The following is a 22,301-nucleotide window of genomic DNA, read 5'->3' as shown; positions in this document are numbered from 1 at the left end:
CCGACGCGCTGACCGCCGCGGGGTGCCCGCGGGTGCTCGCCGAGCCCGACGCCCGCAACACCGCCGCGCGGGGGGCGTTCGGCCGGGCCGGGTTCGACGAGGCCGAGCGGATCGCGCTGCCGCACAAGGACGCCGTCGTCATGGTGCGCACGGCGGCCTGAGCCTCAGCCGAGCGGCCCGCCGTCCCCGGAGGGGCGCCGGTCGGCGGGGAGCAGCGCGTGCAGGGCGTGGTAGCCGACGAGCACCACGATCGTGCCCAGCGCGATCCCGGACAGCTCGAACCCGCCCACCGACAGGCTCGCCCCGCCGATGCCGATGATCAGCCCGGCGGACAGCGGCACCAGGTTCGCGGCGTGGGCCAGGTCGACCCCGTTGCGGATCCAGATGGCCGCCCCGAGCAGCCCGACCATGCCGTAGAGGACCACGGTGAGCCCGCCGAGCACCCCGCCCGGCACCGCGACGATCAGTGCCCCGAACTTCGGGCAGAACCCCAGCAGCACCGCGACGGCCGCGGCCACCCAGTACGCGGCGGTGGAGTAGACCCGGGTCGCGGCCATCACGCCGATGTTCTCCGCGTAGGTCGTGGTGGGGGAGCCGCCGACCAGGCCGGCCAGCGTGGTGCCCGCGCCGTCCGCGGCCAGCGCCCGGCCCAGGTACGGGTCGAGGCGCTCGCCGGTCATCCCCTCGACGGCCTTGACGTGCCCGGCGTTCTCCGCGACCAGCGCGATCACCGAGGGCAGCACGAGGAGCGCGAAGGCGAACGAGAACGTCGGCCAGTGCCAGCCGGCGATCTCCATGCCGTCCGGTCCGGTCTGGGTGGCGGGCGGCAGCCCCACCCAGTCCGCGGACCCGACCCCGGACAGGTCGACCCGCATCCGGGTGCCGACGTCCCCGTTCGCGTCGGGCGCGGTGATCGGACCTGTCGTGGCGTCGAGCAGCAGCGAGAAGGCGAACCCGGCGACCAGGCCGATCAGCACCCCGATCCGGCCCCAGAACCCCGGCAGCAGTACCGCGGCGGCGATCACCACGACCATCGTCACCAGCGCGGCCCACTGGTCCTGTGGCCAGTAGACGGTCGAGGCGACCCCGGCGAGGTTGAACCCGATCAGCATGACGACGGCGCCGGTCACCGCGGGTGGCAGCAGCCGGGACACGACGCTGGCGCCGACCAGGTGCACGACCACACCGACCAGCAGCAGCACCACCCCGGCGACGACGATCGCGCCGGTCACGGCCGCGGAGTCCCCGCCCTGGGCGCGGATCGCCGCGACCCCGCCGACGAACGACGCCGAGGACCCCAGGTAGCTGGGGATCCGGCCGTGGGTCATCAGCAGGAACAGCGCGGTCGCGACGCCGGACATCAGGATCGCGATGTTCGGGTTCAGTCCCATGAGGACCGGGAAGACGAACGTCGCCCCGAACATCGCGATCACGTGCTGGCCGCCGAGGCCGACGGTGCGCGGCCAGGACAGCCGCTCCTGCGGGCCCACGACCTCGCCGGGCGGCGGGGCCTTGCCGCCGTGCACCACGGTCCAGCCGCGCCGTCGTTCCCGCGTCGAAGTCACCGAGCCCCCTCACCGTGGCCCGCCGCCCTGACGGGGCCGCGATCACAGTCGTCGGCGCGGCGGGGCGGGACAAGGGGTTGCGCGCACCGGTGACGTGACGTTCACGGCACCGGTGCGCGGGCGCCGGCTCAGCTGCCGGGGGCCCTGCCCTGCAGCGCCGCGTCGAGCTGCGGCGCGACGGTGTCGATGGCGTAGGGCAGCGACAGCGGGCTGGAGTAGCCCAGCGCGGCGGCGAACTCGGTCTCGAACGGCCCGAGGTAGGCGACCCGGCCCTGCTGGACCGCCGGGATCGCGCGGAACACCGGGTCGGCCTCGGACTCGGCGCGCGAACGGCCCAGCACCACGAGCACGTCGCTGTCGAGGTCGCCCTGGCGCTCCAGCGAGAGGGTCTGCGAGTCCGGCCGGACGGTGAAGCCGAGGCCGGCGAAGATCTGGGCGCGCAGGTCGTCGGTGCCCATGTCGTAGGGGACGCCCTCGATGAAGAAGTCCATCTTCAGGTTCGTGCCCGCGAAGTCGGGGTGGGCCGCCTTGGCCTCGTCGAACTCGGCGCGGGTCGCGGCGATGACCTGCTCGGCCTGCTCGGTGCGCCCGGTGGCCTGCCCGGTGATGCGGGTCTGCTCCTCCCAGCCCGCGGCGTTCGTGCCGTCGGGGGTGCCCTGGGCGACGGTCGGCGCGATCTGCGACAGCGCGGTGTAGGTCGCCTGGTCCATGAAGGAGTAGACGCCGAGGATCAGGTCGGGCTGGAGTGCGGCGACCTGCTCGACCGGGATCTGGGACCCGGTCAGCAGCTGCGGCTGCGTCCCGCCGAGTGCCTCCTGCGCCCAGGGGCGCTTCGCGTAGTCGTAGTCGCCGATGTTCTCGCGGACCCCGACCGGCTTCACGCCGAGGGCGAGGGCGAAGTCGGCGTCGTTGAAGCCGACGGTCACGACCCGCTGCGGCGCGGCGGGGATCGTCGTCTGCCCGAAGGCGTGGGTGAGGGTGACCGGGAACGCCCCGGTGGGGGCGTCGTCGGCGGGGGCGGGCTGTGCCGCGTCGCCGGAGCCCCCGGAGGAGCAGCCGGCGAGTGCCAGCAACAGGACCACGCACGCGGCGAGCGCGCGGAGCAGGGGTCGGGGCATGGGGGCGGTCCTTTCGACGGGACCCGTGCGGGCGGGGTGCACCGGGCGCCGGGGGATCAGGTCAGTACACCCTTCCGGGTGGACAGGCGAACCTTACCCACGGCGGTCACGATCGGGCAGACAGGACATCCCACACGACCTCGAGGTGCTCGCGGCCCGTGGTGACCCCGCCGAAGGCCACCCGCACCAGCGGGTGCCCGTCGACCTCGGAGCCGGTGAGCAGCACCCGTCCGTCGGCGTTGGCGCGCTCCAGCAGCGCGGTGGTCGCGGCGTCGCCGGAGCGCGAGCGGAGGCAGACCAGGGACAGCACCGGCGCGCACGCCAGCTCCAGGTCGTCGTGCCCGCGGACCCGCTCGGCCAGCTCGGCGGCGAGGTCCACGTGGCCGCGCAGGTGCGACCGCAGCCCGGACAGCCCCTGGCCGTGGAGCACCGCCCACAGCTTCAGTGCCCGGAACCGGCGCCCGAGCGGGACCTGCCAGTCCCGGAAGTCCACGACGGCGCCGGTGTCGGAGTGCGCGTCGCGCAGGTAGGCCGGGGTGATCGACAGCGCGGCCGGCAGCGCGCGGGCGTCGCGCACCCAGAGCAGCGAGGCGTCGAACGCGGTGAGCAGCCACTTGTGGGCGTCGGTGCAGAAGGAGTCGACGCCGGGCCCGGGGCCCGGGTTCACGCCGTCGAGCACCCAGCGGTGCTCCGGGCAGAGCGCGGCGACGCCCGCCCACGCGGCGTCGACATGCACCCAGGCCCGGTACGGTCGCGCCGCCGTGACCAGCGCCGCGACCGGGTCGCTCGACCCGGTCGAGGTCGTCCCGACCGTCGCGCACACCAGGACCGGGACCAGCCCTGCGGCGACGTCCGCGGCCAGGGTGTCGGCCAGCGCGGCCGGGTCCATCGCCCGGGAGCCCGGGGTGCACGGGACGGTCCGCAGCCCGTCCGCGCCGAGCCCGGCCACCCGCACCGCCTTGGCCAGCGACGAGTGCGTCTCGGCCGTGACGTAGACGCGTTCCCGGCCGGTCACCCCGCGCACGCGCCAGCCGGAGTCCGGGTCCGGGGCGGCCCGGTGCAGCGCGGCGGTCAGCGCGACCAGCGCCGCCGAGGACGCCGAGTCCTGGATCGAGCCGCCCCCGCCGCCGTCGTGGGTGAATGTCTCGTCCAGCCCGAGCGCCCGGGCCACCTGGTCGGTGACCGCCTGCTCCACCTCGGTGCACGCGGGCGAGGTCGACCAGAGCATCCCCTGCGCCCCGGCCCCGCCGGAGAGCAGCTCACCCAGCAGCGAGGTCAGCGACGCGTTCGCTGGGAAGAACGCGTGGAACCCGGGGTGCTGCCAGCGGGTGTCGGCGTCACCGGTGACGGCCTCGACCAGCGACGGGAACGCCGCGAGCGGCTCGGGGTCCTCGTTCGCCTCGCGGGGGAAGCGGGCCCGCACGGTGCCGGGCTCGACGACGTCGCGGACCGGGTGACGTTCGATCCCGGCGCGGGCGTCGGCGACGGCGTCGACGAACAGGTGGCCGAGGGCTCGGAACTCGTCCGGGGTGAGGTCGGGCACGTGCCCGGACGCTACCCGGCCACGGGCGTGTGCTCGTGGATCCCGTGGTCGTGCAGGTCGTCGAGGTCCCAGGTGGGCAGCGGGTCGCCCAGGTCGCGCCACGAGCCGGGCCCGGCGAGCAGCTCGTCGTCGGTGAGCAGGGCCGGGTCGAGGCGCGCGGTGACGGCGTCGCGGGTCAGGCCGAGCCCGATGAACACGATCTCCTGCCCGCGCGGCCCGTCGAACGACGACCACGGCGCCGCCGGATCCAGGGCCATGTTCGGGCCGGCCTGCGACCACAGGCCGGCGACGTCGGGCCGGGTCGCCAGCCAGCAGAAGCCCTTGCTGCGCAGCAGTCCGGGCCACTCGGCGAGCGCGTCGAGCAGTCGGGCGGGGTGGAAGGGGCGTCCGGCCCGCCAGGTCACGCTCGCGATCCCGTACTCCTCGGTCTCGGGGGTGTGGCTGCCGTTGAGTTCCTGCGCCCAGCCGGGTGTCGCGGACGCCGCCGCCGGGTCGTAGCGGTGGGTGTCGAGCAGCTCGGCGACCGGCACGTCGCCACGCACCGCGCGGACCCGGCGTGCGCCCGGGTTCATCCGCGACAGCAGCGCCTCGATCCGGCCCAGCGCGTGCGGCGCGACGAGGTCGGTCTTGTTGAGCACCAGCAGGTCCGCGAACTCGACCTGGTCGGCGAGCAGGTCCGACAGGGTCCGCTCGTCGCCCTCGGCGGCCTGCAGCTCGCGGTCGGCGAGCGACTCCTCGCTGGTCAGGAGCGTCTCGAAGGTCGAGGCGTCGACGAGGGTGACCATCGTGTCCAGCCGCGCGACGTCGGAGAGCGCGGTGCCGTCGTCGAAGGTCCACTCGAACGTCGCCGCGACCGGCATCGGCTCGGAGATCCCGGTCGACTCGACGACGACGTGGTCGTAGCGCCCCTCCGCGGCGAGCTCGCCGACCGTGGTCAGCAGGTCCTCGCGCAGCGTGCAGCAGATGCAGCCGTTGGTGAGTTCGACCAGCTTCTCCTGGCTGCGGTGCAGGTCGACCAGCGCGCCGTCGATGTTGACCTCGCTCATGTCGTTGACGACGACGGCGATCCGCCTGCCGTCGCGGTTCGCGAGAAGGTGCTCCAGCAGCGTCGTCTTCCCCGCGCCGAGGAAGCCGGACAGGATCGTGACGGGAACGCGACGGTCGGCCATACATTCACGATAACCATAGTCGATAGTGGCGGTGTAGGCTGCCCCCGTGCGCACCTCCCGTCCGGTCTGGTGGCGGCTGCCCCCCGCAGCCGCGTAGACGCACGTCACCGTCATCCCGGGCTGCCCGAGCAGCCCGGCGGCAACCGGTGTGTCTCGTGCAGCTCCCCGTTCCCAGGAGCTGATCATGGATTCCCTCGCCGCCACCGTCGCCCGGATGCCCGCGCTGCGTGCCGCCGTCGCCGCCGACCCGTCGTCGCACCGGGTGCTGACCGGGGAGCGGCCGACCGGCCCGCTGCACCTGGGGCACCTGGCGGGCACGATCTCCGAACGCGTCCGCCTGCAACGGTCCGGAGTGGACGTGCTGGTGATCCTCGCCGACTACCAGGTGATCACCGACCGTGACGTCGCCGACCGGCTGTCGGACCACGTCCGCGGCGCGGTGCTCGACCAACTCGCCGCCGGGCTCGATCCGGACCGCACGACGGTGTTCGCCCACTCCGCGGTGCCCGCGCTGAACCAGCTCATGCTGCCGTTCCTGTCGCTGGTCACCGAGGCCGAGCTGCACCGCAACCCGACGGTGAAGGCCGAGCACGCCGCGTCCGGGCGCGCGTTGTCGGGGCTGCTGCTGACCTACCCGGTGCACCAGGCCGCGGACATCCTGTCCTGCCGCGCCGACCTCGTGCCGGTGGGCAAGGACCAGCTCCCGCACATCGAGCTCACCCGGGTGCTGGCCCGGCGCTTCGCCGAGCGCTACGGCCCGGTGTTCACCCCGCCCGAGCCGATGCTGACCGACACCCCGGAGCTGCCCGGGCTCGACGGGCACAAGATGTCCACGTCCCGCGGCAACGCCGTCCCGCTCGGCGCGACCGCCGACGAGACCGCGGCGCTCGTGCGCCGCGCCCGTACCGACCCCGAGCGGCGGATCACCGTCGACCCGGACGGCAGGCCCGGGGTGTACGGGCTGCTCACGACCGCGGCCCTGTGCCTGGGCCGCGACCCGCACGAGCTGGCCGCGACCCTGGACGGGGCCGCCGCGCTGAAACGGCTCACCACCGACGCGGTCAACGACCACCTCGCCGGACACCGCGCGCGGCGCGCCGAGCTGGCCCGCGACCCCGGGCTCGTCGCCGACGTGCTAGCCCGCGGCAACGCCCGCGCGAACGACCTGGCCGACGAGACACTCGACGCGGTCCGCACGGCCATGGGGATGCGCTACGGGCGGGTCAGGACGCGGTGCGCCGGGTGACCGTCTCCCGGATCCGCGGCAGCAGGTGCTCGCCCGCGGCCAGCAGATCCGGGAGCCGGGCCGGCTCGGCGAGCAGTGCCCGGAACGCGTCGGCGACGGTGACGCCGTGCCCGGGCCGGTGCTCGACGGTCACGGCGTCGCCGGCGCGGATCTCGCCGGGGGACAGGACCCGCAGGTAGGCACCGGGGCGGGCGGCCGCGGTGAAGCGCTTCACCCAGCCCGTCCGCTCCAGGTGCGCGGCGAAGGTCCGGCACGGGATGCGCGGCGCGGTCACCTGCAGCAGCACTCCGCCGACCCGCCAGCGCTCGCCCAGCTCCGCGCCGCACACGTCGACGCCGCGGGTGGTGAGGTTCTCCCCGAACATCCCCGCCCGCAGCGGGCCCAGCTCGGGGGCGAAGAACTCCAGGTCCTCCCGGGCGTAGGCGTAGACGGCCTGGTCCGGGCCGCCGTGGTGGTCGGCGTCGCAGATCGTGTCGCCGGCCAGCCCGCTCGCCGCGGGCGCCGGGACGTCCACCCGGACCGGACCGGGTACCGGCCGCTTGTCGATGCCCGAGGTCCCCGCCTTGGCGAGGATCGGACGGGACACCCCGGTGTTCACGGACTCCACGACGGACACCCCCGCGACGCTAGGCGTCCCACCGCCGCCGACGCGAGCGGGTTCGTCTCACACGGACCCGTGGAGGCGGCGCAGCTCGGTCTTGAGCACCTTGCCCGACGGGTTGCGCGGTAACGCCTCCACCAGCGCGAGCCGGCTCGGCTGCTTGTAGCGGGCCAGCCGGTCGGCGCACCACGCGGTGAGCGTGTCCAGGTCCGGCGGGGCGGCGGGGTCGGCGGGCACGACGACGGCGAGCGGGGTCTCACCCCAGTGCGGGTCCGGCACCCCGACGACCGCGACGTCGGCGACGCCCGGGTGCGCGGCCAGCACCTCCTCGACCTCGGCGCTGTACACGTTCTCCCCACCGGAGATGATCATGTCCTTGGCGCGGTCGACGACGTAGTAGAAGCCGTCCGGGTCCTCGCGCACCAGGTCACCGGAGTGGAACCAGCCGCCGCGGAACGCCTCGGCCGTCGCCTCCGGGCGGCCCCAGTACTCCCGCATCACGGTCGGACCGCGGTAGACGATCTCGCCGACCTCGCCGCGCGGCACGTCGTTCATGTCCGCGTCGACGACCCGCACCTCGACGCCGACCATCGGCGTCCCCACGGAACCGATCTTGCGCACCGAGTCCTCGCCCCGCAGCGCGCAGGTGACCGGGCTGCACTCGGTCTGCCCGAACGCGGTGACCACCATGGCCTGCGGGAACGTGTCGATCATGGTGCGGATCAGCGTCGTCGACGCGGGGGCGGCCCCCCAGGTGATCCGGCGCAGCGCCGACAGGTCCCGCTGCGCGATGCCGGGCACGGCGCAGATCGCCTGCCACTGCGCCGGGACGAAGAAGCACGACGACACGCGCTCCCGCTCCAGGGTGTCGACCGTCGCGACCGGGTCGAAGCCGCCCGACGGCGGGATGATCACCCGGCCGCCCGCGATCAGGGTCGGGAGCATCCCGGACAGCCCGGCGATGTGGAACAGCGGCGCCCCGGACAGCGACACCCGGTCGTCGCCCGCGGTGCCCAGGTGCGTGATCGACAGGAACGCGTGCAGCATCAGGTTGCGGTGGGTCAGCACCGCACCCTTCGGGCGGCCGGTCGTCCCCGAGGTGTACATGATGTAGGCGGGCTCGTCGTCGGCGACGTCGTCGCCCCAGTCGCCGGGGTCGGTCCCGGCGAGCAGCGCGCCGAACCCCTCGCCGAGGGTGAGCACCGTCCGCACCGACGGTGCCTGCTCCCGCGCGGTCCCCACGGTCGCGGCGAACCCGTCGTCGCAGAGCACGGCGGTGGGGGTGCAGTCGGTGAGCTGGAAGGCGACCTCGCCCGCGGTCAGCCGGAAGTTCAGCGGCACGCAGATCGCGCCGCGGCGCAGCACCGCCAGGTAGCTCTCGACGAGCTCGACGGAGTTGAGCCCGAGCACCGCGACCCGGTCCCCCCGGTCGACCCCCCGGTCGGCGAGCACGGTCGCCAGCCGGGACACCCGGTCGTCGAGCTGCGCCCAGGTCCGCGACGTCCGCGGGTCGGCCAGCGCCGGCCCGTCCGGTGTGGTCCGTGCGTGCCGCGCGACGATGTCCGCCGCGGTCATCCCGTGTCCCGTGATCGTGCCCACCGGTGGCCTCCCGAGCCTCGACTGCCCTGCCACTGTGGTCCCGCTCACCCCGGTGGGGCAAGATCACGGCCCGCCGTGCAGGGTGACGCCGGTGAGCACGACCCCCGACGGCAGCGGTCCCGACGGAGCCGACCCCGACGGAGCCGACCCCGGCGGTGCCGTCCCCGACGGCACCCGGCGGCTCCGGCTGCTGCAGCTGGCGTCGCTGACCAGCACCGTCGACCGGTTCGCGATCGCGCCGCTGCTGGTCCCGATCGCCGCGTCGTTCTCGGCGCCGCTGGCCGCGGCGGCCGGCGCGGCCGGGGGCTACTTCCTCGCCTACGGCCTCATGCAGGTCGTGTGGGGGGTGCTATCCGACCGGATCGGCCGGGTCCGGGTGATGCGCCTGGCCCTGGTCGGCGCGGTGCTGGGCGGGGTCGCCTCGGTGCTGGCCCCGACCCTCGCAGTGCTGGTCGTCGCCCGGGTCGTCACCGGCGCGTGCACGGCGGCGCTGATCCCGGCGGCGCTGGTGTACGTCGGTGACACCTGGCCCGCCGCGGTCCGGCAGCGGCCCCTGTCAGACCTGCTCGCCGCGACCGCGCTCGGCACCGCCGTCGCCACGGCCGGGGCGGGCCTGCTGGCCGACCTGGCCGGGTGGCGCGTCGTCCTCGGTGCGACGGCGGCCGGCTGCGCGGTGCTGTTCGTCGCGCTGCGGGCGCTGCCCGAACCCGACGGTGCCCGCACCACCTCGCGCGGGATCGTCGACGCGGTGCTCCGCCCGCTGGCCGCGGTCGCCGGGAACGGCTGGGCGCGGCTGGTCCTGGCGCTCGCCTTCGTCGAGGGCGCCGTCGTGCTCGGGGTGCTGACCTACCTGGCCCCGTCGCTGCAGGCCGGGGGCAGCTCCGCCGCGCTGGCCGGGCTCGCCGCCGGGGGCTACGGCGTCGGTGCGGTGCTGTTCTCCCGGGTCGTGCGACGCCTGGTCGGGCGCCTGCGCCCGGCCGCGCTGGCCGCCGTCGGCGGCGGGTTCCTCGTGATCGCCTGGGTGTTCCCGCTGGTCGTCGTGCACCCGGTGACGGTCGCCGTGGCCGGGCTCTGCCTGGGTGGGGCGTGGGCGTTCCTGCACTCGACCCTGCAGACCTGGGCGACCGAGGTCGTCCCGCAGGCCCGCGCGACCGCCGTCGCGCTGTTCGCGACGCTGCTGTTCCTGGGCAGCTCGGCCGGGACCGCGCTGGGAGCCCCGCTCGCCGACGCCGGGCGCTTCGCCCCGCTGTTCGCCGCCGCCCTGGTGGCCTCGGTGCCGCTGGCGCTGGTCGCCGCGTGGACCCGGGCCCGCTACGCCCGCCGGGCCGCCTGACCCGCGCCGTGTGTTCCCAGGGTCACTCTCGTGGCTTAGAGCGCCACGAAAGTGACCCTGGGAGCACGGTGGGGCGTCACACGTAGCGGTCGCGCAGCTCCCGCTTGACCAGCTTGCCGGTGGGGGTGCGCGGCAGGAAGTCGGTGAAGTCCACCGACGACGGCGCCTTGTAGTGCGCGATCCGCTCCCGCACGAAGTCGATCAGCTCGCGCTCCAGCTCCGGGCCGGCGTCGACGCCCTCCGGGGGCTGGACGACGGCCTTGACCTTCTCGCCCATCTCGTTGTCGGGCACCCCGATGACGGCGACGTCGAGCACCTTGGGATGCAGCGCGAGGGCGTCCTCGACCTCCTGCGGGTAGATGTTCACCCCGCCCGAGATGATCATGAACGCCTTGCGGTCGGTGAGGAAGAGGTAGCCGTCCTCGTCGAGGTAGCCCAGGTCCCCGGTGGTGGTCCAGTTCTCGTGCTCGGGGTGGGTCGCGGCGAGGGTCTTGCCCGGGTCGTTGTGGTACTCGAACGGCCGGACGTCGCGCTCGAAGTAGACCGTCCCGATCTCGCCCGGGGCCAGGACGGCGCCGGTGTCGTCGGCGATCCGGATGGTGCCGAGCCCGGCGCGCCCGACCGAGCCGGGACGCTCGCTCCACTGCGCCGAGTCGATGAAGGTGATGCCGTTGGACTCGGTCGCGGCGTAGTACTCGTGCAGGACCGGACCCCACCAGTCGATCATCGCCTGCTTGACGTCCACCGGGCACGGCGCGGCCGCGTGGATCGCGACCCGCATCGAGGACACGTCGTAGGAGGCGCGGACGGACTCCGGCAGCTTGAGCATCCGCACGAACATCGTCGGCACCCACTGCGAGTGGGTGACCGAGTACCGCTGGATCAGCGCCAGGGCCTTCTCGGGGTCGAAGCGCTCCATCACCACGACGGTGCCGCCGAGCGCCTGCACCGTGGCGGTGAACCGCAGCGGCGCGGCGTGGTAGAGCGGGGCCGGGTTCAGGTAGACGGTGTCGGTGTCGAAGCCGTACATCGACCCGAACAGGGCCTGGTAGGTGTCGCCCGGCTCGTCGACCTGCCGGTCGGGCAGCGTCGGCTTGATGCCCTTGGGGCGGCCGGTGGTGCCCGACGAGTAGAGCATGTCCGCCCCGCGCGGCTGGTCGGCCGGCGGCTCGGCCGGCACCGCGGCGAGGGTCTCGTCGTAGTCGGCGTAGCGCGACGCACCGGGGATCTCACCGCCGAAGGCCAGCCGTACCGGGGTGTCGACGTGGTCCTCGATCGCCGCGGCCAGACCGGCGACACCGGCCGAGACGACGAGCGCCTTCGCGCCGCAGTCCCGCACGATGTAGGCCGCCTCGGGCGCGGAGAGGTGGTGGTTCACCGCGGTGATGTAGAGCCCCGACCGCTGGGCGGCCCAGTAGACCTCGTAGACCCGCGCGGTGTTCTCCGCGACGAGCGCGACGACGTCGCCCCGCTGCAGACCGGCCGCCCGCAGGTGGTTCGCGAGCCGGGCGGACCCCTCCTCCAGCTCACGGAAGGTCAGGGTCGCGCCCGAGCCCCCCATGATCACGGCCGGCTTGTCGGGAGTCGTGGCGGCGTGCGTGCCTGGGTACATCGGGGCCTCTCCGTCGGGGCGCGCCGCGGATCGCCCGGCGCACGTCTCTCGTCGGCCCGATCCTGCCATCCGGGGCGACCCCGGCGGCGGCAGCGGTCAGGAGTGCGCGTTCTGATAGGCCTCGAGAACCGAGGACGGGATACGCCCGCGCTCGGAGATCTTCATGCCCTGGGCCACCGCCCATTCCCGCACGGCGCGGTTCGCGGCGCGTTCCGAGGAGCTGGAACCGTTCGACGACGAGGTGCCGGAAGCGGGACCGCGCCGACCGGACCCGCGACGGGCGGCCGCGACGTAGGGCGCCAACGATTCCCGCAGCTTCTCGGCATTCCCGGCGGACAGGTCGATCTCGTAGGCGCGGCCGTCGACGGAGAACTCCACCTGCTCGTCGGCCTCGGTGCCGTCGAGGTCGTCGACCAGTGTGATGGTCGTCTGCTGCGCCACGTCGTCATTCCTTCCACGGGGAATCACCGGATCGGCCGGAGACGGGAATCGCCCGGTCGGAGCCGGAACCGATTCTTCGGGCAGAACGATAAAGGATGCCGAACCGGCCTGTCGAACCCCTGCCCGGAAATAGTCCGGCGCCGTCGTTTCGGGTCGGGGGATACGGCGTCCGGGCGACGGGAATGGGCGAAAAGGGTCAGCGGTGAACGTGACGTGAATCAGCGCGCGGTCGGCCACCACGGTTCGGTGGGAACCGCGGCGCGAGCGTCGTCGACGGTCGTGACGCCGGTCAGGTCGATCCGCTCGCCCGGACGCGGCAGGGCCAGGACCACGTCCTGGTCGGCGGCGGCCTTGCGGGCCCGCTCAGCGGGCTCGTCCCACGGGTGGAAGCCCAGGTTGAACGTCGCCCAGTGGATCGGCAGCAGCACCCGGCCGCCCAGCTCGCGGTGCGCGGCGACGGCCTGCTCCGGGTCGGCGTGGATGTCGGGCCACAGGTCGGCGTAGGCGCCGATCGGCAGCACCGTCAGGTCGAACGGGCCGTGCGCGGCCCCGGTGCGCGCGTGCGCCCGGGTGGCGCCGGTGTCCCCGCCCAGGTACGCGGTGTGCCGCGGCCCCGCGACCTTCCAGGCGGCCCACAGCGTCGTGTTGCGGCGCAGCCCGCGCCCGGAGAAGTGCCGGGTCTCCAGGCAGGTCAGCTCCAGCCCGGCGACGGTCACCACGCCCTCCCAGTCGCGCTCGACGACCCGGTGCCCGGGCACGCCCCAGGCCCGCAGGTGCGCGCCCACCCCGAGCGGGCCGACGAACACCGCGGATGTGTCACGGGCCAGCGCGGTGACCGTCGGACGGTCGAGGTGGTCGTAGTGGTCGTGGCTGATCACGACGACGTCCGGGGACCCCAGCGCGGACAGCGGTCCGACCGGCGGGTGCAGGCGGCGCGGCCCGAAGCGCGGCACGGGGGAGGCGTACTCCGACCAGACCGGGTCGGCCAGGACCCGTCGGCCGTCGATCTCCAGCAGCACCCCGGCGTGACCCAGCCAGGTCACCGCCAGCCCGGCGGGCTCGTCGGGGGTCCGCAGCGGCGCGAGCGGCACCGTGGCCGGCGCGACGCCCTCGGACCGGCGGCCCACCAGCATGTTCAGGATCATCCTGGCGGAGGCCTTGGCCCGCGGCAGACCCGGCTCGGTGTTGGCGAACACGCCGTCGACGGCGTTCGGCGACCCGGAGGCGATCCGGTGGAGGTCGCCCGCGCGGGCCCCCATGTTGCGGCGCACGTGCACGCCGAGCGCGGCGAGGGCCCCGGTCAGGGCGATCGGGACGGACAGGACGGCCGCGGTCGGCACGCGCTTGCTGCGGGACACGATCACCACAGTACGAACGCCCGGGCCCGCTCCCCACCTACAGTCGCGATCGTGACGGACGGCATGACGGGGACACGGGTGACCACCGAGCGGCACGGGCACGTGCTCCTGATCCGGATGACGCGCCCGGACAAACGCAACGCCGTCGACGCCGCGATGACGGCGGGGCTCGACGAGGCGCTCAACACCCTCGACGACGACCCGGACCTGTGGTGCGGCGTGCTCGCCGGGGACGCGACGGCGTTCAGCGCGGGCACCGACCTGGCGGCGGGCTCCGGCGGGCCGACGCCGCGCGGCGGCAACTACGGCGTCGTCCGGCGCGACCGGCGGCGCCCGCTGATCGCCGCCGTCGAGGGCGTCGCCTACGGCGGTGGGTTCGAGATCGTGCTGGCCTGCGACATGGTCGTCGCGTCGACGACGGCGCGGTTCGGGCTGCCCGAGGTCGCCCGCGGCCTGGTCGCGAACTGCGGGGCGCTGTTCCGGGCGCCGCGGCCGCTGCCGCTCAACATCGCCAAGCAGCTGCTGGTCACCGGGCGACCGCTGGACGCCGAGCGCGCGTACACCCTGGGACTGGTCTCCGAGCTCGTCGAGCCGGGCGGGGCGGAGGCGGCGGCGCTGGCGCTCGCGACCGCGGTGTGCGAGAACTCGCCGCTGGCGGTGTCGGTGTCGCTGCGCGCGCTGGAACGTGTGGTGTCCGAGCCGGACGAGCGCGGCTGGAACGCCACCGAGATCGCCTCGGCGGCGATCGACCGGTCCGCGGACAGGACCGAGGGGATCGCGGCCTTCCTGAAGAAGCGCCCGCCGCGCTGGACGGGGCGCTGACCCGCGCCCGGTATGTCTCGCCGCACGCGACTAGGCTCGTCGGCATGCCTGCCCGGACGCGACGTGAGGACCTGGTCGCGCTGCTGCAGGACTACGCGGGCGAGGCCGAGCTGCTCGGCCAGGAGTTCGCCGGGCGGCACCGGCTGCACCCCACCGACCTGCACGCACTGCTCGCGGTGATGCGCGCGGACTCCGCGGGCGAACCGCTGACCCCGGGCGTCCTCGGTGCCCGGCTCGGGCTGTCCACGGGTGCGACGACCGCGCTCGTCGACCGTCTGGAGCGCGCGGGCCACGTGCGCCGCAGCCGCGAGTCCACCGACCGGCGGCGGGTGACCCTGCGCCAGGCCGAGAACGCCGCCGAGGTCGGCGGGGCGTTCTTCGGCCCGCTCGGCGCCCGGATGGACGCCGTGCTCGCCGGCTTCGACGACGACGAGCTCGCCGCCGCGGCCCGCTTCCTCACCGCGATGAACGCGCTGGTCGCGGACTACCGCGCCGACCTCGCCGCCGGGCCGGCGCAGAAGTCCACGCCAGCCTGAGGATCAGGCGTTCGCCGCCGCGGTGTCCAGGTACTCCGCGAACTTCCGGCGCGCGGCCTCGGTGCGGGTCGGGACGTGCTCGGTGGGGACCTCCACCGGGGTGTAGCCGCGCAGGATGCGCCGCGCGACGGACTCCTTGTGCACCTCGTCGGGGCCGTCGTAGATGCGCGCGGCGCGGGCCGCCCGGTACATCTGCTCCAGCGGCAGGTCCCCGGAGAAGCCCAGCGAGCCGTGCACCTGGATCGCGCGGTCGATCACGTCGTGCAGCACCCTCGCGCCCCAGTACTTGATCATCCCGATCTCGATCCGGGCGTTCGAGGCGCCGACCTGGTCCATCGTCCACGCCGCATGCAGGGTCAGCAGCCGCGCCGCGGCCATGTCCGCAGCGGACTGCGCGATCATGTCCTGCACCATCTGCTTGTCGGCGAGCCGCGTGCCGCTCGCCGTCCGCGACACCGCGCGCTCGCACAGCATGTCGAACGCCCGCCGGGACTGGCCGAGCCAGCGCATCGCGTGGTGGATGCGCCCCGGGCCGAGCCGCTGCTGGGCGAGCTTGAAGCCGTCGCCGGGGTTGCCGACCAGGTTCGTCGCCGGAACCCGGACGTCGCGGTAGAACACCTCGGCGTGGCCGCCGTAGATCTCGCCGCCGACGTCGGGGTGGTCCATCACCGGGATGTCGCGCGCCACGTCGACCCCCGGGGTGTCGGTCGGGACGACGATCATCGAGGCCCGCTGGTACGGGGGCGCGTCCGGGTCGGTCACCACCATCGCGATCAGGAAGTCCGAGCCGGTGGCGTTCGAGGAGAACCACTTGTGGCCGTTGATGACGTAGTCGTCGCCGTCGCGCACGGCCCGGGTGGACAGCATCGTCGGGTCCGCACCGGCGCCGGGCTCGGTCATCGAGAAGCAGGACCGCAGCTCACCGCGCAGCAGCGGGTGCATCCAGCGTTCCTTCTGCTCCGGCGACCCGCCGATCGCCAGCAGCTCGGCGTTGCCCGAGTCGGGGGCCTGGTTGCCGAACACCCCCGGCGCGTAGCGGCACTGGCCGAGGATCTCGTGCATCAGCCCGAGGGAGACCTGGCCGAACCCGCCGCCACCGAGCTCGGGGGGCAGGTGCGCGGCCCACAGGCCCTGCTCCTTGACCTGCTCCTTGAGCGGGGCGGTGATCCGGGCGAAGGTCTCCCGGTCCAGGTCGAGGGTCTCGAGCGGGATGATCTCGTCGCGGACGAAGCCGCGCATCCACTTCAGCTTCTCCTCGAACTCCGGATCGGTGCTGAAGTCCCACGCCATCGCGTCCGCCTCCCGACGAGCCTCGTTGCCACTGCGAACGTATCCCAGCCCGCCACGACGTGGACAGGGCCGCCGCCGAGCCGGTGGTCGACGGGGCCGACAGCCGACGGTGCCCCCGGGCGGACGGTGGCCCTCGGGCGGGCGGGGCGATTGCGTGCCCGGGCGCTGCCGGGGAGGCTCGGGGGATGACCGACGAGGCTCCCGTCCCCGTCCACCCGGCGGGTGTCCCGGCAGACCTGGTGGACCTGTCCTACGAGCCGCTGACCCCCACGGCGTTCCTCGACCGGGCCGCGGCGGCGCACGGCGACCGGGTCGCGGTCGTCGACGGCGACCTGCGGTTCACCTACACCGAGTTCCGGGACCGCTGCCGGCGGCTGGCGGGCTCGCTCGGCGCGCTGCACGACGGGCGCCCGGTCGCGGTCCTCGTGCCGAACACCCACGTCGGGCTGGAGGCGGCGCACGCGGTCCCGTGGTCGGGGACGGCGCTGGTCGCGGTCAACACCCGGCTGTCGGCGGGCGAGGTCGCCTACATTCTGGAGCACTCCCACGCCTCGGTGCTGGTGGCCGACCCGGTGTTCGACGACCTCGTCGCCGAGGTCGTCGCCCGCCTCGACACCCCGCCGCACACGGTGCGGGTCGGCCCGGACTACGAGCGCCTCGTCGAGGAGGGGGAGCCCACCGCGGTGCGGCCCGCCGACGAGCGCGGCCTGCTGTCGATCAACTACACGTCCGGGACCACCGGGAACCCGAAGGGCGTGATGTACCACCACCGGGGCGCCTACCTGCAGGCGCTGGCGATGGTCGGCCACACCGGGCTGACCGCGTCGTCGGTGCACCTGTGGACGCTGCCGATGTTCCACTGCAACGGCTGGTGTTTCCCCTGGGCGGTCACCGCGGCCGCCGCCACCCACGTCTGCCTGCCGAGGGTGGAGCCGACCCGGATCTGGGAGCTCGTGCGCGAACAGGGCGTCACCCACCTCAACGGCGCCCCCACCGTGCTGTCGATGATCGCCTACGCGCCGGAGGCCGGGCCGGTGGGGACCCCGGTGGCCGTCGCGACCGGGGGAGCACCGCCGAGCCCGGCGATCCTGCGCCGGATGGCCGAGCTCGGGTTCGAGGTGACCCACCTCTACGGGCTCACCGAGACCTTCGGCCCGGCGATGATCTGCGACTGGCGTCCGGAGTGGAACGACCTCGACGCCGACGCCCGGGCCCGGATGAAGGCCCGCCAGGGCGTCGGGAACATGATCGCCTGCGCCGTCCGGGTGATCGACGACGACGGCGCCGACGTCCCCGCCGACGGGGAGACGACCGGCCAGATCGCGTTGCGCGGCAACAACGTGATGCTCGGCTACCTCGACGACGAGCAGGCCACCCGCGACGCCGCGCCGGACGGCTGGTTCCGGACCGGCGACATCGGCGTCATGCACCCCGACGGCTACGTCGAGCTCCGTGACCGCTCGAAGGACGTGATCATCTCCGGTGGGGAGAACATCGCCAGCGTCGAGGTGGAACAGGCCATCGCCGACCACCCGGCCGTGCTGGAGGTCGCGGTGATCGCCGTCCCCGACGAGCGGTGGGGCGAGGTCCCGGCCGCGTGGGTGACCCTGCGCGAGGGCGCGAGCGCCACCGAGGACGAGATCGTCGAGCACGTGCGCGGGCGGCTGGCGCGGTTCAAGGCGCCGAAGCGGGTCACCTTCGCCGAGCTGCCGAAGACCTCCACTGGGAAGATCCAGAAGTTCGTGCTGCGCGACGAGGCGTGGGCCGGGCAGGAGCGCCGGATCCGGTAGGGGCCGGGGCAGCGCGGTCAGGACAGTGCGCTCAGCGAGCGCCACTCGTCCCAGGGGATCGTCCAGTCGTAGAGGTCGCCGTCGCGGGCGGTCAGCGGCTGCGAGCTGCCGGTCACCTCGACCGGGTCGCCGAACACGGCGCCCGCGAAGAACTCCTTCGCGTCACGGGTGGAGAGGTTGATGCAGCCGTGACTGACGTTGCGGTTGCCCTGCGCCCACGACGACGCGGGGTTGGCGTGGATGAACTCGCCGTTGTTGGAGATCCGGACCGCCCAGAACTGGGGTTCGTCGACGTAGCCGTAGTCGGGGTTGCTCATCAGCACCTTCTCCGACCTGGCCATGACCACGTGGATGCCGGAGCGGGTCACCCGGCGCGGGTCGGACTCCAGGCCGTAGGAGGCGTCGTAGCGGGCGACCTCCGTGCCGTCGCGGACGACGACGATCGCGTGGCTGCGGGTGTCGGCCTTCACGATCTGGCTGCGTCCCACGGTGAAGGCCCGGTCCAGGTCCTCCGTCATGAAGGTGCCGTCGCCCAGGTCGAGCCCGCGCAGCGCGCCCCGCACGTGGACCTGCGTGTGCGCGGGCCAGTAGGCCTTCGGCCGGTAGTGCACCCGCGAGCCCTCGGCGGTGTCGGGCAGCCACGCCCAGGCGCCCTCGACCTTCCGCGACGCGGTGACGCTCAGCGCCCGCTCGACGGTGGCCTTCGCGGCGTCGGGGAGCTTCTCGCCGAAGGTGAGCACGACCGGCGCGCCGATGCCGACCTCGCCGCCGTCGCGGATGTTCATGGTGGCGTCGACGGTGTCGTCGGGGTCGACGGTGGTGAACGGGGCCGGGGGCACCGGGCGCCGGTCCTGCGGGCCCAGCACCCAGCTGCCCGACCAGTGGTAGGTGGTGGCGAGGTCCAGCGGCTCGGTGGCGGTCCAGCTGCGGCCGTCGGGGGACAGGGTGCCCGCGACGGTGACCGGCCCGTCGTCGCCGTCGGCGGTGAGTGCGACGCCGTCGAGGGTCCCGGTGCTGACCTCGGTGCGGACCGGGCTGCGCGGGGCGACCGGGGCACCGCCGGCCGGGACGCTGGTGAGGACCTCGGGGACGGGGGGTGCGGGCGGCACGGCCGGGGCCGGATGGAGGCGGTCGACGGCACCGGCGAGGTTGCGGGCCAGCGAGTCGACGCCGCCGCCGACGGTGTCACCGATCCGGCCGCCCGCCATCGCGGCGGTCCCGCCCGCGAGCAGGACCACCAGTGCGACCAGCGAGGTCGCGAGCACCGCCCAGGTGCGGCGGTGCACCGAGCGTCGCCGCCGGCGTGGGGTGTGGCGCCCGCGCGAGTGCTCCCAGGACCTCGACATGCCGAGGATCATGGCCCGCGTGTCACCCACACGGGCGGTACGACACCCCGACGACATGTGATCGTTGCCCGGGCGCGTCCGCGGCGACGGCGTGACAGGGTTCCGCCATGAGCTACGACGTCGCCGCCGTCCGCAGCCGTTTCCCCGCCCTGCGCGCCGGGATCGCCCACTTCGACGGGCCCGGCGGCTCCCAGGTCCCCGACGCCGTCGCCGGGGCGGTGGCCGCCGCCATGACCTCCCCGTTGGCCAACCGCGGGACGGTCACCAGCGGTGAGCGCGCCGCCGACGCGATCGTGCTCGGCGCCCGCGCCGCGACGGCCGACCTGCTCGGCGCGGACCCGCGCGGGATCGTGTTCGGGCGCAGCATGACCGCGCTGACCTTCGACCTCGCCCGGACACTGGCCGCGACCTGGTCGCCGGGCGACGAGATCGTCGTGACCCGCCTCGACCACGACGCGAACATCCGCCCCTGGGTGACCGCCGCGCAGGCGGCCGGGGTGACGGTCCGGTGGCTCGACTTCGACCCCGCCACCACCGAGCTCGACGACGTGACGCCGCTGCTGTCCGACCGCACCCGGCTCGTCGCGGTGACCGGGGCGTCGAACCTGGTCGGGACCCGCCCCGACCTGCCCACGATCGCCGCAGCCGTGCACGCCGCCGGGGCGCTGTTCATGGTCGACGGCGTGCACCTGACCGCGCATGCTCCGATCGACCTCGCCGCGACCGGCGCCGACTTCTACGCCTGCTCGCCCTACAAGTTCCTCGGCCCGCACTGCGGGGTGCTCGCCGCCGACCCGGCGCTGCTGGAGACCCTGCGCCCGGCGAAGCTGGCGCCGTCGAGCGACGCGGTGCCCGAGCGCTTCGAGCTCGGCACCCTGCCCTACGAGCTGCTCGCCGGGACCACCGCCGCCGTCGAGTTCCTCGCCGCGCTGGACCCGTCGGCGACCGGGGACCGCCGGGCGCGGCTGCAGGCGTCGATGGCCGCGGTGGAGGAGCACGAGCGGCCGCTGCGCGAGCGCATCGAGACCCACCTCGCCGCCCTGCCCGGGGTCACGGTGCGCTCCCGGGCGGCCCGGCGGACCCCGACCCTGCTGGTGACCTTCGACGACCGCGACGCCGCCGACGCCTACCGGCACCTGGCGGAGCGACGGATCGCGGCGCCCGCCTCGTCGTTCTACGCGCTCGAGTGCTCGCGGCGGCTCGGCCTGGGGGACACCGGATCCCTGCGGATCGGGCTGGCCTGCTACACCGACGACGCCGACGTCGACCGGCTCCTGGACGGGCTCTCCGACTTCGTCGGGGCCTGATCCACATATGTGAGACTGTTCAGGTGACGCGTCCTCGGTGGGTCTTCGCGGCCCTGCTCGCACTGTCCCTCGTCGCCGGGTGCTCGGCACCCGCCGCGGCACCGCAGGCCCCCGGTGGGGCCGGTGCGGCGGCACAGGACTGCGTGCCCGGCGCCGCATCCGCCCCGGACGACACGGTCGCCTTCAGCCACGCCACCAACGTCACGATCACCGGCGGCGACGGCTACCGGGTCCTGACCGTCCGCACGCCCTTCCCGGGTGGGCAGCCGCAGTCGGTCGTACTCGTCGGCTGCGGACAGGGCGACCCGGCGCTGCCCGCGGCGCTCGCCGGGGCCCCGGTGGTGCACACCCCGGTGAGCGGGATCTTCGCCGGCTCGACCACCCAGCTACCGATGATCACCGAGCTGGGTGGGCTCGACCGGATCACCGGCGTCGGCGGGGCCGCGCTGGTCACCGACCCGGCCGTGCGCGGTCGCGTCGAGTCCGGTGCCGCCGTCGACTTCGCGCCGAACGCCACGATCGACGCCGAGGCCGTCGTCGCCGCCGCGCCACCGGTCGTGCTGTCGGCGGGGACCGACGACCCGGCCTTCCCGGCGCTGGCCGCCGCCGGGATCCCGGTGGTCGGCTGGGCGGACTACCTGGAGACCGGCCCGCTCGGCCAGGCCGAGTGGATCAAGGTCGTCGGCGCGCTGACCGGGCAGGACGCCCGCGCCGCGGAGGTCTTCGACGGCATCGCGGGCCGCTACACCGACCTCGCCGGTCGCGTGCGCGGTCTGCCGCCGACGCCGATCGTCGCCGGGCAGCCCTACCAGGGCACCTGGAACGTCCCGGCCGCCGAGTCGACCGCGGGCATCCTGTTCCGCGACGCCGGCGCCACCTGGCTGGGCGCCGGGATGCCCGGCACCGGCACCCAGGCGCAGTCGCTGGAGCGGGTGCTGGCCGACGACGGCGACGCCCGCATCTGGCTCGCCGACGGCCCGTTCGCCTCGACGGCCGACGTCGCGACGCTCGACCCGCGGCTGTCCTCGCTCACCGCGGCCCGCCCCGGCGGGCAGCTGTGGACCCGCGACCGGGCCACCACCGCCGACGGCGGCAACGCCCTCTACGAGCGCGGCGCGCTCCACCAGGACGAGATCCTCGCCGACCTCGTCGCGATCCTGCACCCGCAGGCCCTGCCCGGGCACGCGTTCACCTACTACCGGCAGGTGCCCGCCGGATGAGGCAGGCCGCACCCGCGTCGCCCGCTCCGGCGCCCCGGGCCCCGGACCGGGCCGGACAGCGCTCGGGACGCCGGGCGCCGCTGGTCCTGGCGCTGCTCGCCGCCGGTGTCGTCGTGCTGTTCGCCCTCGCCGTCTCGACCGGGTCGGTGGTGATCGGGCTCGATCGGACGCTGTCGGCGCTGCTCGGCATCGGCGCCCCCGACGCCCGGCTCGACCTGCTCGTCTTCGACCTGCGGGTGCCGCGGGCGGTGACCGCGACGGCCGTCGGCGTCGGGCTGGGCACCGCGGGGCTGCTCACCCAGACCCTGTTCCGCAACCCGTTGGCCGAGCCCTACGTGCTCGGGGTCAGCGCCGGGGCCGGGCTGGGCGTCGCGCTGGTGACCACGCTCGGCGCGGCCGCGGGGA

General features: G+C 74.6%; 19 protein-coding genes. 8 read left to right on the top strand and 11 right to left on the bottom strand.

What is annotated here, in order from left to right; translation table 11 throughout:
- Positions 1–164 precede the first annotated feature (164 nt).
- The 4 genes from NH602_RS12210 to NH602_RS12195 all read right to left on the bottom strand — a co-directional run bounded on the left by NH602_RS12210 (position 165) and on the right by NH602_RS12195 (position 5,395).
- Positions 165–1,565: a uracil-xanthine permease family protein gene (locus NH602_RS12210; protein ID WP_179762541.1), complete on the bottom strand. Its 1,401-nt coding sequence runs from the start codon at positions 1,563–1,565 to the stop codon at positions 165–167.
- Positions 1,566–1,693: 128 nt separating this feature from the next.
- A complete protein-coding gene (locus NH602_RS12205; RefSeq protein WP_179762542.1) occupies positions 1,694–2,683 on the bottom strand; it encodes an ABC transporter substrate-binding protein in 990 nt (329 codons plus the stop codon).
- A 106-nt stretch (positions 2,684–2,789) separates the two neighbouring features.
- Positions 2,790–4,226, bottom strand: a complete 1,437-nt coding sequence (locus NH602_RS12200; RefSeq protein WP_253067890.1) for an aspartate aminotransferase family protein — start codon at positions 4,224–4,226, stop codon at positions 2,790–2,792.
- A gap of 11 nt (positions 4,227–4,237) precedes the next feature.
- Positions 4,238–5,395, bottom strand: coding sequence for a GTP-binding protein (locus NH602_RS12195; RefSeq protein ID WP_253067889.1), 1,158 nt, complete (start codon positions 5,393–5,395; stop codon positions 4,238–4,240).
- A gap of 184 nt (positions 5,396–5,579) precedes the next feature.
- Between NH602_RS12195 and trpS the strand changes: the two genes are divergently transcribed.
- Positions 5,580–6,641, top strand: a complete 1,062-nt coding sequence (gene trpS / locus NH602_RS12190) for a tryptophan--tRNA ligase (protein WP_253067888.1) — start codon at positions 5,580–5,582, stop codon at positions 6,639–6,641.
- Here trpS and NH602_RS12185 read toward each other — a convergent pair.
- Positions 6,619–7,257: an MOSC domain-containing protein gene (locus NH602_RS12185; protein ID WP_253067887.1), complete on the bottom strand. Its 639-nt coding sequence runs from the start codon at positions 7,255–7,257 to the stop codon at positions 6,619–6,621. The two genes, trpS and NH602_RS12185, sit on opposite strands and share 23 nt — an antisense overlap.
- Positions 7,258–7,305: 48 nt before the next feature.
- Positions 7,306–8,817 (bottom strand): long-chain-fatty-acid--CoA ligase, encoded by a 1,512-nt coding sequence (locus NH602_RS12180; RefSeq protein WP_073575258.1) that lies wholly within the window; start codon positions 8,815–8,817, stop codon positions 7,306–7,308.
- A 115-nt stretch (positions 8,818–8,932) separates the two neighbouring features.
- Between NH602_RS12180 and NH602_RS12175 the strand changes: the two genes are divergently transcribed.
- Entirely contained in the window at positions 8,933–10,174 is a 1,242-nt protein-coding gene (locus tag NH602_RS12175) for an MFS transporter (protein ID WP_253067886.1), read from the top strand.
- A 76-nt stretch (positions 10,175–10,250) separates the two neighbouring features.
- On the opposite strand, the gene NH602_RS12170 is transcribed toward NH602_RS12175, so the two are convergent.
- The 3 genes from NH602_RS12170 to NH602_RS12160 all read right to left on the bottom strand — a co-directional run bounded on the left by NH602_RS12170 (position 10,251) and on the right by NH602_RS12160 (position 13,585).
- Positions 10,251–11,786: an acyl-CoA synthetase gene (locus tag NH602_RS12170; protein WP_253067885.1), complete on the bottom strand. Its 1,536-nt coding sequence runs from the start codon at positions 11,784–11,786 to the stop codon at positions 10,251–10,253.
- A gap of 96 nt (positions 11,787–11,882) precedes the next feature.
- Positions 11,883–12,227, bottom strand: a complete 345-nt coding sequence (locus NH602_RS12165; RefSeq protein ID WP_073574567.1) for an Lsr2 family protein — start codon at positions 12,225–12,227, stop codon at positions 11,883–11,885.
- A gap of 218 nt (positions 12,228–12,445) precedes the next feature.
- The gene (locus tag NH602_RS12160) at positions 12,446–13,585 is read right to left on the bottom strand and encodes an MBL fold metallo-hydrolase (RefSeq protein WP_253067884.1); all 1,140 of its coding nucleotides are present in this window, start codon (positions 13,583–13,585) and stop codon (positions 12,446–12,448) included.
- Between the two features lie 51 nt (positions 13,586–13,636).
- Here NH602_RS12160 and NH602_RS12155 point away from each other — a divergent pair, with 51 nt between their 5' ends.
- Positions 13,637–14,407, top strand: coding sequence for an enoyl-CoA hydratase-related protein (locus NH602_RS12155; protein ID WP_253067883.1), 771 nt, complete (start codon positions 13,637–13,639; stop codon positions 14,405–14,407).
- A gap of 44 nt (positions 14,408–14,451) precedes the next feature.
- Positions 14,452–14,943 (top strand): MarR family winged helix-turn-helix transcriptional regulator, encoded by a 492-nt coding sequence (locus NH602_RS12150; protein WP_062395807.1) that lies wholly within the window; start codon positions 14,452–14,454, stop codon positions 14,941–14,943.
- 3 nt (positions 14,944–14,946) lie between these two features.
- On the opposite strand, the gene NH602_RS12145 is transcribed toward NH602_RS12150, so the two are convergent.
- Positions 14,947–16,233, bottom strand: coding sequence for an acyl-CoA dehydrogenase family protein (locus NH602_RS12145; RefSeq protein ID WP_073574570.1), 1,287 nt, complete (start codon positions 16,231–16,233; stop codon positions 14,947–14,949).
- 185 nt (positions 16,234–16,418) lie between these two features.
- Here NH602_RS12145 and NH602_RS12140 point away from each other — a divergent pair, with 185 nt between their 5' ends.
- On the top strand, positions 16,419–18,023 hold the full coding sequence (locus tag NH602_RS12140; protein ID WP_253067882.1) for an AMP-binding protein: 1,605 nt from the start codon (positions 16,419–16,421) through the stop codon (positions 18,021–18,023).
- A gap of 17 nt (positions 18,024–18,040) precedes the next feature.
- Here the strand turns inward: NH602_RS12140 and NH602_RS12135 are convergent, their stop codons facing one another.
- Positions 18,041–19,369: an Ig-like domain-containing protein gene (locus NH602_RS12135; protein WP_253067881.1), complete on the bottom strand. Its 1,329-nt coding sequence runs from the start codon at positions 19,367–19,369 to the stop codon at positions 18,041–18,043.
- A gap of 107 nt (positions 19,370–19,476) precedes the next feature.
- Between NH602_RS12135 and NH602_RS12130 the strand changes: the two genes are divergently transcribed.
- From NH602_RS12130 to NH602_RS12120, 3 genes are all read left to right on the top strand, one after another.
- Positions 19,477–20,676 (top strand): cysteine desulfurase-like protein, encoded by a 1,200-nt coding sequence (locus NH602_RS12130; RefSeq protein WP_253067880.1) that lies wholly within the window; start codon positions 19,477–19,479, stop codon positions 20,674–20,676.
- A 23-nt stretch (positions 20,677–20,699) separates the two neighbouring features.
- Complete coding sequence (locus tag NH602_RS12125; protein ID WP_179762553.1) at positions 20,700–21,896, top strand: ABC transporter substrate-binding protein; 1,197 nt, start codon at positions 20,700–20,702, stop codon at positions 21,894–21,896.
- The coding region (locus NH602_RS12120; protein ID WP_253067879.1) for an iron chelate uptake ABC transporter family permease subunit at positions 21,893–22,301 on the top strand (409 nt) is incomplete at its 3' end. The genes NH602_RS12125 and NH602_RS12120, both read left to right, overlap by 4 nt.

The sequence above is a fragment of the Pseudonocardia sp. McavD-2-B genome (genome assembly GCF_024124365.1).
GTDB classification, from domain to species: Bacteria; Actinomycetota; Actinomycetes; order Mycobacteriales; family Pseudonocardiaceae; genus Pseudonocardia; species Pseudonocardia alni.
This window is presented reverse-complemented; position numbering and strand designations above follow the sequence as displayed.